This is a genomic window from Sphingopyxis sp. (assembly GCF_041916015.1).
Classification (GTDB): Bacteria; Pseudomonadota; Alphaproteobacteria; order Sphingomonadales; family Sphingomonadaceae; genus Sphingopyxis.
On record NZ_JAYSAH010000049.1, the window covers coordinates 1 to 14,595 of the forward strand.

Annotated in this window: 15 protein-coding genes, 1 tRNA gene and 1 pseudogene; 6 read left to right on the top strand and 11 right to left on the bottom strand. The window is 65.2% G+C overall.

All coding sequences use genetic code 11. The features are described 5' to 3' along the window. The 4 genes and pseudogenes from ACE3SL_RS06680 to thiE all read right to left on the bottom strand — a co-directional run. A pseudogene (locus ACE3SL_RS06680) lies at positions 1-100 on the bottom strand (elongation factor P); the annotation flags it as partial. 112 nt (positions 101-212) lie between these two features. Further along, positions 213-2,174: an OPT family oligopeptide transporter gene (locus ACE3SL_RS06685; RefSeq protein ID WP_374524973.1), complete on the bottom strand. Its 1,962-nt coding sequence runs from the start codon at positions 2,172-2,174 to the stop codon at positions 213-215. A 423-nt stretch (positions 2,175-2,597) separates the two neighbouring features. Further along, positions 2,598-3,107: a M23 family metallopeptidase gene (locus ACE3SL_RS06690; RefSeq protein ID WP_374524974.1), complete on the bottom strand. Its 510-nt coding sequence runs from the start codon at positions 3,105-3,107 to the stop codon at positions 2,598-2,600. Next, complete coding sequence (thiE, locus tag ACE3SL_RS06695; protein ID WP_374524975.1) at positions 3,104-3,730, bottom strand: thiamine phosphate synthase; 627 nt, start codon at positions 3,728-3,730, stop codon at positions 3,104-3,106. Before thiE ends, ACE3SL_RS06690 begins: the two co-directional genes overlap by 4 nt. A gap of 35 nt (positions 3,731-3,765) precedes the next feature. Here thiE and ACE3SL_RS06700 point away from each other — a divergent pair, with 35 nt between their 5' ends. Further along, a complete protein-coding gene (locus tag ACE3SL_RS06700) occupies positions 3,766-4,179 on the top strand; it encodes a hypothetical protein (protein ID WP_374524976.1) in 414 nt (137 codons plus the stop codon). On the opposite strand, the gene ACE3SL_RS06705 is transcribed toward ACE3SL_RS06700, so the two are convergent. The 5 genes from ACE3SL_RS06705 to tkt form a co-directional block, all read right to left on the bottom strand. Next, positions 4,176-4,832, bottom strand: coding sequence for an O-methyltransferase (locus tag ACE3SL_RS06705; protein ID WP_374524977.1), 657 nt, complete (start codon positions 4,830-4,832; stop codon positions 4,176-4,178). The genes ACE3SL_RS06700 and ACE3SL_RS06705 overlap by 4 nt on opposite strands. Positions 4,833-4,845: 13 nt before the next feature. Further along, entirely contained in the window at positions 4,846-5,715 is an 870-nt protein-coding gene (locus ACE3SL_RS06710) for a fructose bisphosphate aldolase (protein ID WP_374525171.1), read from the bottom strand. A 100-nt stretch (positions 5,716-5,815) separates the two neighbouring features. Further along, positions 5,816-7,012: a phosphoglycerate kinase gene (gene pgk, locus ACE3SL_RS06715; protein WP_374524978.1), complete on the bottom strand. Its 1,197-nt coding sequence runs from the start codon at positions 7,010-7,012 to the stop codon at positions 5,816-5,818. A 138-nt stretch (positions 7,013-7,150) separates the two neighbouring features. Beyond that, positions 7,151-8,158, bottom strand: coding sequence for a type I glyceraldehyde-3-phosphate dehydrogenase (gene gap / locus ACE3SL_RS06720; RefSeq protein ID WP_374524979.1), 1,008 nt, complete (start codon positions 8,156-8,158; stop codon positions 7,151-7,153). 36 nt (positions 8,159-8,194) lie between these two features. Next, entirely contained in the window at positions 8,195-10,162 is a 1,968-nt protein-coding gene (gene tkt, locus ACE3SL_RS06725) for a transketolase (protein ID WP_374524980.1), read from the bottom strand. Between the two features lie 157 nt (positions 10,163-10,319). On the opposite strand from tkt, the gene ACE3SL_RS06730 reads away from it, so the two are divergent. From ACE3SL_RS06730 to ACE3SL_RS06745, 4 genes are all read left to right on the top strand, one after another. Continuing rightward, positions 10,320-10,535 (top strand): hypothetical protein, encoded by a 216-nt coding sequence (locus ACE3SL_RS06730; RefSeq protein WP_374524981.1) that lies wholly within the window; start codon positions 10,320-10,322, stop codon positions 10,533-10,535. Beyond that, positions 10,528-10,950 (top strand): cell division protein ZapA, encoded by a 423-nt coding sequence (locus ACE3SL_RS06735; protein WP_374524982.1) that lies wholly within the window; start codon positions 10,528-10,530, stop codon positions 10,948-10,950. Before ACE3SL_RS06730 ends, ACE3SL_RS06735 begins: the two co-directional genes overlap by 8 nt. A 237-nt stretch (positions 10,951-11,187) precedes the next feature. Then, complete coding sequence (locus ACE3SL_RS06740; protein ID WP_374524983.1) at positions 11,188-11,760, top strand: 5-formyltetrahydrofolate cyclo-ligase; 573 nt, start codon at positions 11,188-11,190, stop codon at positions 11,758-11,760. Beyond that, positions 11,757-11,987: a DUF2842 domain-containing protein gene (locus tag ACE3SL_RS06745; RefSeq protein WP_374524984.1), complete on the top strand. Its 231-nt coding sequence runs from the start codon at positions 11,757-11,759 to the stop codon at positions 11,985-11,987. The genes ACE3SL_RS06740 and ACE3SL_RS06745 overlap by 4 nt, the downstream gene beginning before the upstream one ends. A gap of 80 nt (positions 11,988-12,067) precedes the next feature. Here the strand turns inward: ACE3SL_RS06745 and ACE3SL_RS06750 are convergent. Together ACE3SL_RS06750 and ACE3SL_RS06755 are read right to left on the bottom strand one after the other, a co-directional pair. Then, positions 12,068-12,144: transfer RNA gene (locus ACE3SL_RS06750), tRNA-Asp, on the bottom strand. A gap of 43 nt (positions 12,145-12,187) precedes the next feature. After that, the gene (locus ACE3SL_RS06755) at positions 12,188-13,336 is read right to left on the bottom strand and encodes an AI-2E family transporter (protein ID WP_374525172.1); all 1,149 of its coding nucleotides are present in this window, start codon (positions 13,334-13,336) and stop codon (positions 12,188-12,190) included. A 247-nt stretch (positions 13,337-13,583) separates the two neighbouring features. On the opposite strand from ACE3SL_RS06755, the gene ACE3SL_RS06760 reads away from it, so the two are divergent. Further along, entirely contained in the window at positions 13,584-14,591 is a 1,008-nt protein-coding gene (locus ACE3SL_RS06760) for a hypothetical protein (protein ID WP_374524985.1), read from the top strand. The last annotated feature ends 4 nt before the right edge of the window (positions 14,592-14,595 follow it).

Here is a 14,595-nt window from a genome sequence, read left to right on the forward strand (position 1 = left end):
CCTTGCCCGGCTGGGTGTGCTGGATCTTGGTGACCTTCCAGATGCCGCCTTCATATTCGATAATATTGCCGGGACGGATTTCAACGCCGGTGATTTTCATCGCGCACACTCGCTTCAACAAGGATGGAAAGAGCCGCCGGCCCGCGCTCCGCGCACCGGTTCAGGTGCGCGCCCTTAGCCGCGCAGGCGGCGAAGGGCAAGCGATCCGTATCTCAGGCCGTCGTTTCGACCGATTTGCGCGTCCGCGCATAGCTGGTCAGAACGAGCTCGACGAACAGGCCGAGGCCGATGAAGATCGACGGCACATGGAAACCGTCGCCGACAACCGCCAACGGCGCATCGCTGTCGGTCGCGTAGACCAGCCCGGCGTAGAACACGCCGAACAGGCTTTCGCCGACGATCATGCCGGTCGCGGTCAACACGCCCATCCGGTGCGCGAATTCCGGGTTGGCGCGCCCTGCGGCCCAGCGATCGTAGAACCAGCCGCCGACCGCGCCGATCACCACCGGCAGGATTACCGCCATCGGCAAATAGATCCCGATCCCGATCGCGAGCGGCGGCAGGCGGAGCTTCTTCGCGCGGCCGAGCAGTTCGTCGATGAGGATGAAACCGATCCCCGCGAGCACGCCATAGCCGAGCATTGTCCAGTTGAGGTCGCCGCCGAGTACGCCCTTCGCGAGCGACGAGATGAGTCCAGCCTGCGGCGCCGCGAGCGCGTTGGGGCCCGCGCCGGGCACGCCGACAAACCCCAGCGTCTCATTGAGGACGTTGAGCACCGGCGGCACCACGAGCGAGCCGAATACCACGCCGATGATCAGCGCGACCTGCTGCTTCCACGGCGTTGCGCCGACGAGCTGGCCGGTCTTCAGATCCTGGAGATTGTCGTTCGAGATCGTCGCGATACCGAAGACGATGCCGGTGACGATCAGCGCATAGGCGACCATCGCCGCGCTCGCTTCATCCCCGCCGCCGCGGCCGAGCAGGCCGACGAGCAGCAGCGACGAGGCGATGATCGCGAGGATGCCGATGCCCGACACCGGCGAGTTCGAGGCACCGATCAGACCAGCCATATAGCCGGTGACCGAGGCGATCATCAGCCCGATCACGACCACGAACACCAGGGCACCCGCAACGAGAATCGCCGCCGATCCGGCAAGCGGACCACCCGCCAGCACCGACCAGAGCAGCCAGGCGATCGGAACCAGCGTCAGGAGGGAGCCGCCGAACACCCAGCCGATCGGAATATCCTGTTCCTCGACCGCCAGCGCGGCGCCCGACTGGCGTGCCTTGCTTGCCGCCATCGCCGAGCGGATGCCGCCGATCACCGGCCCGGCAATCTTGAGCAGCGTCCAGATCGCGGCGATGGCGATCACGCCCGCACCGAAGAAACGGACATCGGCGCGAAACACGTCGTTGGCGATCGTTTCGACATCGGGACCGGTCGCACCCTGCGTCAGGATCGGCAGCAGCACCCACCAGCCGGTGATCATGCCGACGAGCTGCGCGATGCCGACCGACAGGCCGACGAGGTGGCCGACACCGAACAGCGCGAAGCTCAGCCCGCCCGAAATGCCGGTCGCGCCCGCGCCGACCTTGAACCAGTGCGACACTTCCGCCGCCACCAGCTTCATCTGGGTCAGCAGCGTGAAACCCGCCGAGATCAGGCTGTTCCAGAGCAGCGCCGACAGCCCGGCCTTGTTCTCCGCCGCGCCCTCGGCGCTCGCCGCGCCGACGTGCAGCACCTCGGCGGCGGCGCGGCCTTCGGGATAGGGGAGATCGGCGTCGACGACGAGCGCGCGACGCAGCGGGACCGAAAAGAGCACGCCCAAAATGCCGCCGAGCATGGTGATCGCGGTCGTCTCCAGCATCGGGAAACCCTGCCAGTAACCGACCATCACGAGCCCCGGCAGCACGAAGATGATCGCCGCGAGCGTACCCGCCGCGCTGGCGATCGTCTGGACGATATTATTCTCGAGGATCGTCGCGCCCGCCATATAGCGCAGCAGCGCCATCGAGATCACCGCTGCGGGGATCGAGGTTGCGAAGGTCAGCCCGACCTTCAGCCCCAGATAAACATTCGCCGCGGTGAAGGCCAACGTCAGCAGCCCGCCGAGCAGGATCGCGCGCAGCGTCAACTCGCGCATCGCGGCACGGCTTTGGGTCTCAATCGTCATAATATGCTCCCTCGCTGCAACCTGTTGCGGGCAGCGCTTCGCGAGGCAAGCAAAAAGGCGATGAACCGAAGCTGATTTGACGCATCGATCCAATATCTGCGGCGGCGCGCGATTCATAAGGGCCGCATGACGAATATCGATCTTCCCGACCGGGCGCCCCCAGCCCGCCCTCCGCAAAAGCCGCTCCAACGGCCCGCGCCCTGCGCTGGCCTGTTCGGCTGGCGCAAGACCGTTCGTTCCGACACTGACACTCCGAAAGACAAGACACCCGGCGACTATCCGCTCGTTTAGAAGCGAACGATTGAATTGCCGCCCAACCGTGTCCCCGCGAAGGCGGGGACCCATCTCCGGTCGGTTCAGGATGGCATCGGCGGGAGATGGACCCCCGCCTTCGCGGGGGAACACAGTTTTTCAAAGATATGTTCAGCGAAGTCGCCGCCTGCCCGTCAGCAGCGGATAAGGATTGATCGGTTCGCCGCCCTGCCAGCCGCTTCCCGGCACGGTCTCGAGAATCTGGAAATGGAGATGCGGAAAGGTGGGATCGGCATTGCCGCTGGCGCCGACCGTCCCGATCACCTGCCCGCGCCGGATGGTCTGCCCTTCGGCGAGCCCGCGCCGGTAGCCCAGCAAATGCGCGTAATAGAGAATCAGCCGCCCGTCCGGCGAGCGCTGGTAGATGGTGAGTCCGCCGCGTTTCGACGCGAACAGCTTCTCGATCCGCCCGTCCATCGCCGCAAGCACGGGCGTGCCGAGCGGCGCCTGGATGTCGATCGCATGGTGAACGCGTCCTTCGGCGCGGCTCTTGTCCCAGCTATTGACGAGATCAGATGCGCGAATCCCCTCGACCGGGATGATGATGTCAGGTTCGGGCGCCGTTCCGACAGCGGCGAAGGCCGCCGCCGCGCAAAGCAGCCGGAGCCTGCCTCGAGTCACCCCGCCATCAGCTTGTCGAATGCCCGCACCGCTGCCGCCGGCCCTTCGGGATGCGCCCAGACGCCACCCGACACGGCGAGGAAATCAGCACCCGCGTCGACCAGCGCCTTCGCATTGTCGACCGTGATCCCGCCGATCGCGACGCAGGGGAGTTCGAACAGGCCCTGCCACCAGGTCAGGATTTCGGGTTCGGCGCGATGCTCGACCGCCTTGGTCGTCGTCGGGAAAAAGGCGCCGAACGCGATATAATCGGCGCCCGCCTCACCGGCTTCCATCGCGAGGTGGCGGCTATTGTGGCAGGTCACGCCGATCTGCGCCTGCGGCCCGAGCAAGCGGCGCGCCTCTTGCGGGTCGCCGTCGCCCTGCCCCAGATGCACGCCATCGGCGCCGAGGCGCTTGGCGAGCGCCATATCGTCGTTGACGATGAAAGCCGTGTCATGCGCGGCGCAGATCGCCTGCAGCGGTTCGGCGAGCCGCGCCGCCTCATGCTGGTTCACATCCTTGACCCGAAACTGAAAGGCCGCGACGGCCGCCGCCAACAAGGCTTCTTCGAGTTTTGCTGGAAAATCGCCCCCGACATCGAGCGGGGAAATCAGATAGATCTGGCAGCTTGGCGTGGTCATGGCGGGTTCATAGCGACGTGGTGTATATCCGGCAAATGCAGAACATGCCCCGCCTTGCGATTTCGCTCCCGATCCTGCTTTTCGCGCTCACCGCCTGCGCGACGGCGCGGCCCGCAGCGGACGAACCGCCACCGCTTCCCGAGGCAAGCAACGTCGCGCTCGGCCAGCGCGCCTATGCCGACGGGCCGATCATTCAGCCGGTCGCGGTTCTGGAGGACAGCCGCTGCCCGGAGAATGTGACATGCGTCTGGGCGGGGCAGCTTCGCCTGAAGATGGTCTGGGTCCGCCCCGGCGGGCGCCTGCAGCCGTTCGAGGTCACGCTCGGCAAGCAGACACCGCTTGCCGACGGCACGATCCAGCTCGAAAGCGTCTCACCCGCGCGCCGGACCGATAAGGTGATCAGGCCCGAGGATTATCGCTTCGCCTTCCGCTTCATGGGCGGGCTTTAGCGCACCCGCGCCAGTACGAAGCCGTCCCATTTCTTGGCGCCGACCGTCTGTACCGCGGTCGCATCGAGCCGCGGGTCGGCGCTCAGCATGTCGAACAGCGCGCGCGTGCCGTCGATCCGCTCGTCGCCGCTGTTCGCGTCGAGCACGCCGCCTTCGCGGACGACATTATCGACGACGATCGTCGTCCCGCTGCGCCCGAGGCGGATCGCTTCGGCAACATAGCGAGCGTTGCCCTGCTTGTCGGCGTCGATGAAGACGAAATCGAGCGGCGCGTCGGGGGACATGGCGGCGAGGCTGTCGGCGGCCGGGCCGACCCGGATATCGACTTTGCCCGAAACGCCCGCCCGTTCCAGATTCTCGCGCGCCACCGCCGCATGATGCGGGTCGAGCTCAAGCGTCACCAGCCGCCCGTTCTCGGGCAGCGCCCGCGCGAGACAGATCGTTGAATAACCGCCGAGCGTCCCGACTTCGAGGATATGCTTTGCGCCCGCGATCTGCGCCAGCAGGAACAGCATCTTGCCTTGCGCCGCCGACACGTCGATCGGCGGCAGGCCTTTGGCAGCATTGTTCAAAAGCGCGGCGGCAAGCGCGTCGTCCTCGCCGAGCAATTTCCCGGCGATATAATCGTCGACGGCTTGCCAGCCGCCACTCATTCCCAAGCGCTCATCAGGCAACCGACGCCGCGTGAATCTCGCCGATCGCGCCGCCGAGCGAGGCGTTGAATTCGTCGTCGCTCATCTGATGGCGCAGGTCTTCGAGCAGCGCGCGGCTGAAGCTCGCGATGATACCGGGATTCTTCGCCAGTTCGACGCAAGCCTCTGGGCGCTTGAAGCCGCCCGACAGCGCGACGACGCGAAGCACCTTGGGATGATCGACGAGCGGCTGAAACAGGCCGGCCTCGGCGGGCAGCGACAGCTTCAGCATCACCGGCGCTCCGGTCCACGCGTCGAGCGCGGCGAGCGTTTCCTTGAGCAGCAGGCGGTCGGCCGCATCGCGCTCGACGCTCTTGATGTTCACCTCGGGCTCGATGATCGGAACAAGGCCGTGCGCGGCGATCCGCGCGGCTTCGGCGAATTGCTGTTCGACGATCGCCTTGATGCCCGCCGGGTTGGCGAGGTTGACGACGCTGCGCATCTTGGTGCCGAACACGCCCTTGGCGACCGCGCGCGCGCAGAGCGCGTCGAGGTCGGGATTGGGCTTCATCAGCTGGACGCCATTTTCTTCGGCCTCAAGGCCCTTGTCGACCTTCAGAAAGGGCACGACTCCGCGTTCCCAGAGCAGCGCGGGAACGGGCTTGCCGCCGGCTTCGCCGTCCATCGTGCGCTCGAACAGGATCGCGCCGATCACCTTCTCGCCGTTGAAGCAGGGCGCGGTGACGATGCGGCTGCGCATGTCGTGGATCAGCGCGAACATCTCTTCGTCGTTCGAGAAGGCATCCTCTCCGATACCGTAACCGGCAAGCGCCTTGGGCGTCGAGCCGCCGCTCTGGTCGAGCGCGGCGATGAAGCCCTGCCCCGATTTGATCTGGTCGAGCATGGCGGCATTGGCGGCGGTCATAACATCTCCGGTTGGTTGCATACGTATGTTGCGGTGCGCATAGCTTCCCGGTCCGTGGGATGCAATGCGACGGGAAAGTCTAGGCCTTCAGCGCATCGACGCCCGGCAACGGCTTGCCTTCCATCCATTCGAGGAAGGCGCCGCCCGCGGTCGAGACGAAGGTGAAATCATCCGCCACGCCCGCATGATTGAGCGCGGCAACGGTATCGCCGCCACCCGCGACCGAGATCAGCGAGCCCTCGCGGGTCAAGGCAGCGGCGGTCTTCGCGAGCGCGACGGTCGCGGCATCGAACGGCGGCGTCTCGAACGCGCCGAGCGGGCCGTTCCAGACGAGCGTGCGGCAATTCTTGAGGACATCCGCCAAGGCCTCGACCGCGGCGGGACCGACGTCGAGGATCATCTCGTCGGCGGCGACTTCATGGACGTTGACGGTGCGCGTCGGCGGATTGGGCGCGAACTCTTTTGCCACCACGACGTCATAGGGCAGATGGATCGTGCAGCCTGCCGCATCGGCGCTGTCGAAGATCGCGTTCGCGGTATCGACGAGGTCATGCTCGCAGAGCGACTTGCCGACATCGACCCCGCGCGCGGCGAGGAAAGTGTTCGCCATCCCGCCGCCGATGATCAGATGATCGACCTGGCCGACGAGGTTGCGCAGCACGTCGATCTTGCTCGACACCTTCGCGCCGCCGACCACGGCCGCGACCGGATGCGCCGGATTGCCGAGCGCCGCGTCGAGCGCCTTCAGTTCCTTTTCCATCGCGCGACCGGCGTAGGCCGGCAAGCGGTGCGCGATGCCTTCGGTCGAGCCGTGCGCGCGGTGCGCCGCCGAAAAGGCGTCGTTGACGTACAGGTCGCCAACCTCGGCCAGCGCGTCGGCGAAGGCGGGGTCGTTCTTTTCCTCGCCGGGATAGAATCGCGTGTTTTCGAGTACCGCGACATCGCCCGCAGCGAGCACCGCGACGCCCGCCTTCGCGCCCTCGCCCACGGCCTCGGGGATGAACATCACCGAATGGCCGAGCACGTCGGCAACGCCATCGATCACGAGGCTGAGCGACTGGGTCGGGTTCTTCGCGCCTTTCGGGCGGCCGAAATGGGCAAGCAGCAGGACGATCGCGCCCTTGTCCGACAGTTCGCGGATCGTCGGCATCGCCGCGCGAATTCGCGTGTCATCGGCGACGGCGCCATCGGACATCGGAACGTTGAGATCGACGCGCACCAGCACTTTCTTGCCGGTGACGTCACCGATGTCGTCGAGGGTTTTGACTCGTTCCATCTCTCACTCCGATCCCGGAGTGTTCCCCCGCGAAGGCGGGGGCCCATCTCCTGTGCTCTCATCACCTAACCACCACCTGTTTCATTCCGATGCGGTCGGAGATGGGCCCCCGCCTTCGCGGGGGAACAGAGCGGCGAATTAAAGGAACTTCGCGATCACGCCCGCGGTGTCGATCATGCGGTTCGAGAAGCCCCATTCATTGTCGTACCAGCTGAGCACGCGCACAAGCTTACCGTCGATGACGGCGGTCTCGAGGCTGTCGATGGTCGAGCTGGCCGCGTTATGGTTGAAATCGATCGAAACCAGCGGCTCCTCGGTATAGCCGAGCACGCCCTTCAGCGGGCCTTCGGCCGCCGCCTTGAGCACCGCGTTAACCTCTTCCTTGGTGGTCTCGCGCAGCGGGGTAAAGGTCAGGTCGACGACCGACACGTTCGGGGTCGGAACGCGGATCGACGAACCGTCGAGCTTGCCCTTGAGCTCTGGCAGGACGAGGCCGACGGCCACCGCCGCGCCGGTCGAGGTCGGGATCATCGACATCGCGGCGGCACGCGCGCGGCGCGGGTCGTCGTGGATCTGGTCGAGGATCTTCTGGTCGTTGGTGTAGGCGTGGATCGTGGTCATCAAACCGCGCTCGATCCCGATTGCCTCGTGCAGCACCTTCGCGAAGGGGGCGAGGCAGTTGGTGGTGCACGACGCATTCGAGATGATCAGGTGATCGGCGGTGATCTGGTCGTCGTTGACGCCATAGACGACTGTCAGGTCGACTTCCTTGGCGGGCGCCGAGATCAGCACGCGCTTGGCGCCGGCGTCGAGATGCTTCTGGCCGCCGGCCTTGTTGGTGAAGAAGCCGGTGCATTCCATCACGATGTCGATGCCGTTCGCGGCATGCGGCAGAGCGGCGGGGTCGCGCTCGGCGGTCACCTGGATGCGCTTGCCGTTGATGATCAGATCGTTGCCATCGACTTCGACGGTGCCGTTGAACGCGCCGTGCACCGAGTCATGGCGGAGCAGACGGGCATTCGCCTTGGCATCGCCGAGGTCGTTGATCGACACCAGTTCGAGATCATGGTCGGTACGCTCCAATATGGCGCGCGCCACATTGCGGCCGATGCGTCCGAAACCGTTGATTGCGACTTTCACTGCCATTTTCGGGGAGTCCTTTCTGCCTATGGCCGCCGGGGCTTATATGCCGAGCCGTGCCAGGATCTGGGGGGTGATAGCGTCGGCGGTCAGGCCGAAATGCCGGTAAAGATCGTCGATCGGTGCCGAAGCACCGAAGCCGTCGATGCCGAAGCGCAGGCCGTCGCGGCCGGTATAGCGCTCCCAGCCGAAGGTCGTGCCCGCCTCGATCGAGACGACCAGCGCGTCGTGCGGCAGAATATCCGCCCGATAGGCGGCGGTCTGTTCATCGAACAATTCGGTTGAGACCATCGAGACCACATCAGCGCCCTGCCCTGCGGCCTCCAGCTTGTCCGCCACTTCGAGCGCGAGCGACACTTCGGAGCCGGTGGCGACGAGCACGACCTTCTTCGCCGCCGAAGCCGCGCGAAGGCGATAACCGCCTTTCAGGCAAAGATTTTCCGTGACGTCATGACGCAGCGCCGGAAGATTCTGGCGGGTCAGCGCGAGCAGCGACGGCCGGTTTTCCTGCGCGAGCGCGATCGCCCAGCATTCGGCGGTCTCGACCGCATCGGCGGGGCGCATCACGAGTAGGTTCGGCATCGCGCGGAGCGACTGGAGATGCTCGATCGGCTGGTGCGTCGGGCCATCCTCGCCGAGCCCGATGCTGTCGTGCGTCATCACGTAGACGACGCGCTGGCGCTGGAGCGCCGACAGCCGGATCGCCGCACGGCAATAGTCGGCGAAGACGAGGAAGGTGCCGCCATAGGGCACGACGCCGCCGTGCAGCGCCATGCCGTTCATCGCCGCGGCCATCCCGAACTCGCGGATACCATAATAGATATATCGGCCCGAATAATCATTCTTTGTCAACGGCTTCGTGGACGATGTTTTGGTATTGTTTGAACCTGTGAGGTCGGCGCTGCCGCCAACGAGCGACGCGATATCGGCGGTCAGCGCGGTCAGCGTATTTTCAGACGCCTTGCGCGTCGCGACTTTCGGCGGCTCTGCGACGAGGCCGCCGAGATAGGCCTTGAAGGCATCTCCCGGCGCGACCTTGCCGCTTAGGCGATCCTCAAAATCCTTTTTCTTTTCGCTATTTGCGAGTCGATTACTCCATTCGGCGTGAAGCTTCTTGCCCTTCTCGCCGAACGCAGCCCAAGCCGCTGCGATGTCGGCGGGAATGACGAACGGCTCAGCCGTCCAGCCAAGATTGGCGCGCGCCGCGGCAACCTCGTCGGCGCCGAGCGGCGAGCCATGCGTAGCCGAAGTGCCCTGCTTGTTCGGCGCGCCGAAGCCGATCAGCGTCTTGCACGCGATCAGCGACGGGCGATTGTCGGCAAGCGCGCCGTCGATCGCGCGGCGGATATCGGCGGGATCGTGGCCGTCGCAGCTGTCGACATGCCAGCCGGTCGCGGCATAGCGCGCCTTCACATCCTCGCTCGTCGACAGGTCGGTCGATCCGTCGATGGTGATCTTGTTGTCGTCCCAGAGCACGATCAAGCGGCCGAGGCCGAGATGCCCGGCGAGGCCGATCGCTTCATGGTTGATGCCTTCCATCAGGCAGCCGTCACCGGCGATCACCCAGGTGCGGTGATCGACCAGCTCGTCGCCATAAATCGCGTTGAGGTGCCGTTCGGCGATCGCCATCCCGACCGCGGTCGCGAGCCCCTGCCCCAGCGGCCCGGTCGTCGTCTCGACGCCCTCGAGTTCGAAATTCTCCGGATGCCCGGCGCACGGGCTGCTCAGCTGGCGGAAATTGCGGATGTCGTCGATCGTCGGCCGCGCATAACCCGCGAGGTTGAGCGTCGCATAGGCCAGCATCGAGCCATGTCCTGCGGACAGGACGAATCGGTCGCGATCGGCCCACTTCGGTGCCGTGGGGTCGAACTTCAGATAGTCCGAATAGAGGACAGTGGCGACGTCGGCCATGCCCATGGGCATCCCGGGGTGACCGCTGTTCGCGGCCTGTACGGCGTCCATCGCAAGCGCGCGGATCGCGTTGGCGAGCTGACGTTCGGGCAGTGTCATGAGTCCCCCGGGAAAGGATGTGAAGATGACCGGATTCGGTGGGGACAGCCCTTTGCGGGGGTGGGGGCAGGAGTCAACCGCCGAAGGCAGAAAATAGCGCCTATTTCGGATTGGAGAGGCGATTGCACCCCTTCCCCGACGCTGCTACCCCGTTGCCATGGAACTCGATCTCGACGAATCCAGCCTGGCCGTCGGCCGCATCGAACGGGCGCTGAGCCGGATCGAGAAGGCGCTGACCGACCGCGCGAACCGCCCTGCGCCCCCGATAGCTACATCCGAACCGGCTGGCGCCGACCAATCGGCGCTTAAGGCCGAAGTCGCCGCCGTCATCGGCGAACTCGACCGGCTGATCGCGGAGGCGGGCAATGGCTGACGTCAAGCTCACCATCGCCGGACGCGTCTATGACGTTCACTGCGCCGACGGGCAGGAACAACAGCTTCTGGGCCTCGGTGCGCTGCTCGACGAGAAGGTACGCGGCCTGCCCGCCAGCACGGAAACGCGTCAATTGCTGTTCGCCGCACTGATGCTCGCCGACGAGGCGCAGGAAGCCAAGGGGAAGGCCGCAAAGGCCGAACCCCAGTCCGATTCGCTTCGCGCCGCGGTGGCGCTCGCCGAAAGCCGCGAAGCGCAGGCGCGCGATGAACTCAAGGCTGCGCTTGGCGAACTCGATGCCCTGAAGAAGGCGACGCCCGTTGCCACCCCGGCCCGGCCATCGCACGACCGCGCATTGCTCCAGATCGCCGACCGGATCGAGGCCCTCGCGAACCGGATCGAGCAAATTCCCTAAATCTCTTGAGACTGGCTGGCACGCCTCCTACATAGGGGGCGGCGGGTACTGCCCGGCACGAGCTGTTGCGAAAATCCCTGAGGCGATACATCATCCAAGGGGGCTGTCCCTGCCCGGACCCTGGTCCGACGTATATGGTCCCCACCTGACGTTACTGGCGTCAGAGGATCTTCCAGCAAACGACCCATGGTGGTCCCGCCACCCGCCCCTTTCGCGTTCCGAGGAGCCGGAAACGACATGCTTTCCGATGGCCCCGAACGGAAGCGACAGCTTCGCGAGAAATTGCGCTTCCGGCGCCGGCATTTCACTGCCAATCTTGACGATATGGCGCGCCTTGCAGCGTTTCGCGCTCTACCCGCTCCGTTGGCCGATCTCGTCGAAGCGAACGATCCTGTCGCCGCATACGTCGCGTGCAAGGGCGAGCCCGACATAGTGCCCATGTTGACGGAGACAACATTGCTGCTTCCGCACAATGAAGGGCGCATCGAGACCATGGATTTCCGGCGCTGGCAGCCCGGCGAGCCGCTGGCGAAGGGGCCATGGGGAACAGCGCAACCCTCAGAAACCGCGGAGCGAGCGCTTCCGGGGCTGATTTTCTGCCCCCTGCTGGGCTTCGATCGCTCCGGCGGCCGGCTCGGCCAGGGGGGCGGTCATTATGACCGCTTCTTCGCCGCCCATCCCCACATCCTGCGGATCGGTATCGCCTGGTCGGTGCAGGAAGTTGACACTGTTCCCATCGAGCCGACCGACGCGAAACTCGACGCTGTCCTGACCGAACAGGAATTTATCATCACCGGAGACCGTCTGTGAGCCAGCTTCCCGCCGATCCCCCGCCGAGCTGGCGCAAGCCTGCGGGCATCTTCCTGATCCTGGCGCTGATTGCGCTGTGGGCGACGATCGTCGTCGCGCTGTCGTCATGGGTCGGCACATGGCCGATCCTGATTCAGGCGATCTTTTATCTCGTGGCGGGGACCGTCTGGGTGCTGCCGCTGAAGCCGCTGCTGCGCTGGATGGAGCTGGGCCGGTGGCGCGGCTGATAAGCCGCGCCAACCCGTAAAGTTCCGATCTGGAAATGCTCCCAAGCTGCGGTGGCCATTTCGCCCGAAAGGGCAGGAAATGGCGCGAGTGACGGGGCTCGAACCCGCGACCTCCGGCGTGACAGGCCGGCACTCTAACCAACTGAGCTACACCCGCGTGTGCTCGGGAGAGGCGCCAATATGCGCCGCGCTCCACCCTGTCAACCGTCGCTTTCATCCTTTGTGCGATTTAATCGATCGCGCACCTCGTCGGTCGTCGTCAGCGTGCCGTGCTCGAACAGGAAACCTGCAAGATCCGGGGTTCCGGTCGAATGGAGGATCGTCTGCAGGATCAGCAGGAGCGGCACCGCGAGCAATGCGCCCGGCGTCCCCCATACCCATCCCCAGAAGCTCAGAGAGACGAGAATCAGCAAGGGATTGATCGTCAGGCGCCGCCCGAGCACGAGCGGCGTCACCAGATTCGCCTCGACCAGATGCACGCCGATGAAGATCAGCGCGGGCAGCAGCGCAAATCCGACCGCGTCGAAGGTCATCAGCCCGCCGAGCCCGAGCAGCGCCGCCGCGACGATCGGCCCCAGATAGGGCACGAAATTGCAGATACTGACGATCCCGCCCCACATGAAGGGCGACGGCATGCCGAGCGCCCAGAGCAGCAGCGACACGACGAGACCGAGGATCGCGTTGATCATCGTGATCGTCGCGAGATAATCCGCCGTGGCATCGACGACATTCTGGATCACCCGCGCGGTCTGCATCGCGCCGTCGAAACTGCCGCGGCGCCGGATCGTGCCGCGCCGGAGCCGCGTCCAGCCGGCAAGGAAGAAGAAGATGACGAGAACGGCGAAGAAGAGCTGAATCGCCGCCGCGGGCGCCGCCGAGATGAAATAGTCGATCACCGACGATGGAGCCTGCGCCGCGACCGCCTGCGCCGTCGCTTCGGTACCACTTGCCACGGACATCAAAGTCCGATCGACAAAGCGCTGAAAGCTCGCATAAAAATCGATAAGTGGGGCGAGATTGCTCTGAATCCGCGGAATCGATTCGGGAATGCGCGCGAACCAGCCGGTCGCGGGGACGACGATGATCGCCAGCGCGGCGTTGATCAGCATCAGAAAGCCGCCGAGCGAGAGGAAAGCTGCCAGCCCCGACGGAACGCCGCGCCGCTCGAGCCATTCGAGCAGCGGCACCAAGGCGATCGAGATGACGATCGCCGCCGTCAGCGGCAGAAAGAACTCCGCCCCCGCCTGAAGCGCGAACGGCAGACCAAGACAGAAGGCCGCCCCGAGGATGAGCGCCAACGCGGCGAGCAGCCGATCGCGCCGAAAATCATCGACCTCGATCTGGTGCAGGGAGCCGGTGCGCGCCGACCGTGCATCCTTGCTTCCCCTGTCTTCGGCCACGCCCGATACCTCCCCCGCTAACGATCTTATCCTAGGCGAGCTTTGACCGTTGCGCCAGTCGGCCCGATCGATGCGTGGCGGACCACGACACCTGTCTCCATTTGAGCCAAAATCCTATTTTCTATCGCTATTTTAACCAGAAATTTCCCTTTTTCCGCGAAGGCGGACTCCAAGGACCAGCTTTGGAGTCAAAATCATGATGAAAGCGCCTGTGGGGGGCGCGAAGCATCATCCGCTTCTCATACCCTCCTGTTCAACCCTTGCGCTTGCCACCGCGCTTCTCGCGCCGACCGCCGCCGACGCTGCGGGCACGCATGCCGGAACGACGATCAGCAATACCGCGAGCGCCAGCTTCAACAGCGGCGGCGGCCCGCAAACGATCGATTCGAACCGCGTGGACCTCAAGGTCGATGAACTGCTCGACGTGACAGTCGCGGGCAACGCGACCGACGTTGCGACGACGCCCGGCGCGACGAATCAGGTTCTGACCTATCGCGTCACCAACACCGGCAACGGCCCCGAAGCCTTTGCGCTCAGCACGATCGCCAATGTCGGCGGCGACAATTACGACCCGGTCGTCACGCAAATCTATATCGATGCGAACGGCAACGGGACGTGGGACCCCACGGACACGCTCTATGCGGCCGGTTCCGAAACGCCGCTGCAGCCCGACACGGCTATGACGGTGTTCGTGCTCGCGACCACACCCGGCACCGCCGTGGACGGCAACCGCGGTATCGTTACGCTCGTCGCGGCCGCCAAGACCGGCACCGGAGCGCCCGGAACGACCTTTGCCGGCAAGGGCGAAGGCGGCGGCGACGCGATCGTCGGCTCGACCGGGGCCGACGGACAGGACAATGGCGCCTACAAGGTGTCGGCGGCCACGGTCTCGCTCGTCAAATCGGCGACCATCGTCGACCCGTTCGGAGGTGGCGAGGCAGTGCCGGGCGCGACGATCACCTATACGATCGTCGCCAATATTGCCGGCTCGGGCTCGGTGAACGGACTGGCGATCAGCGACCCTATCCCGTCCGACACCGACTATGTGCCGAATTCCGTGACTCTCGGCGGCGCCGCACTGACCGACGCCGCCGATGCCGACGCCGGCAATTACGACGGCACGCGCGTTCAGGTGCAACTCGGCACCGTAGCCGGCGGACAGACCCGGACCGTCACCTTCAAGACCAAGATCAAAGCCAATTGATGGA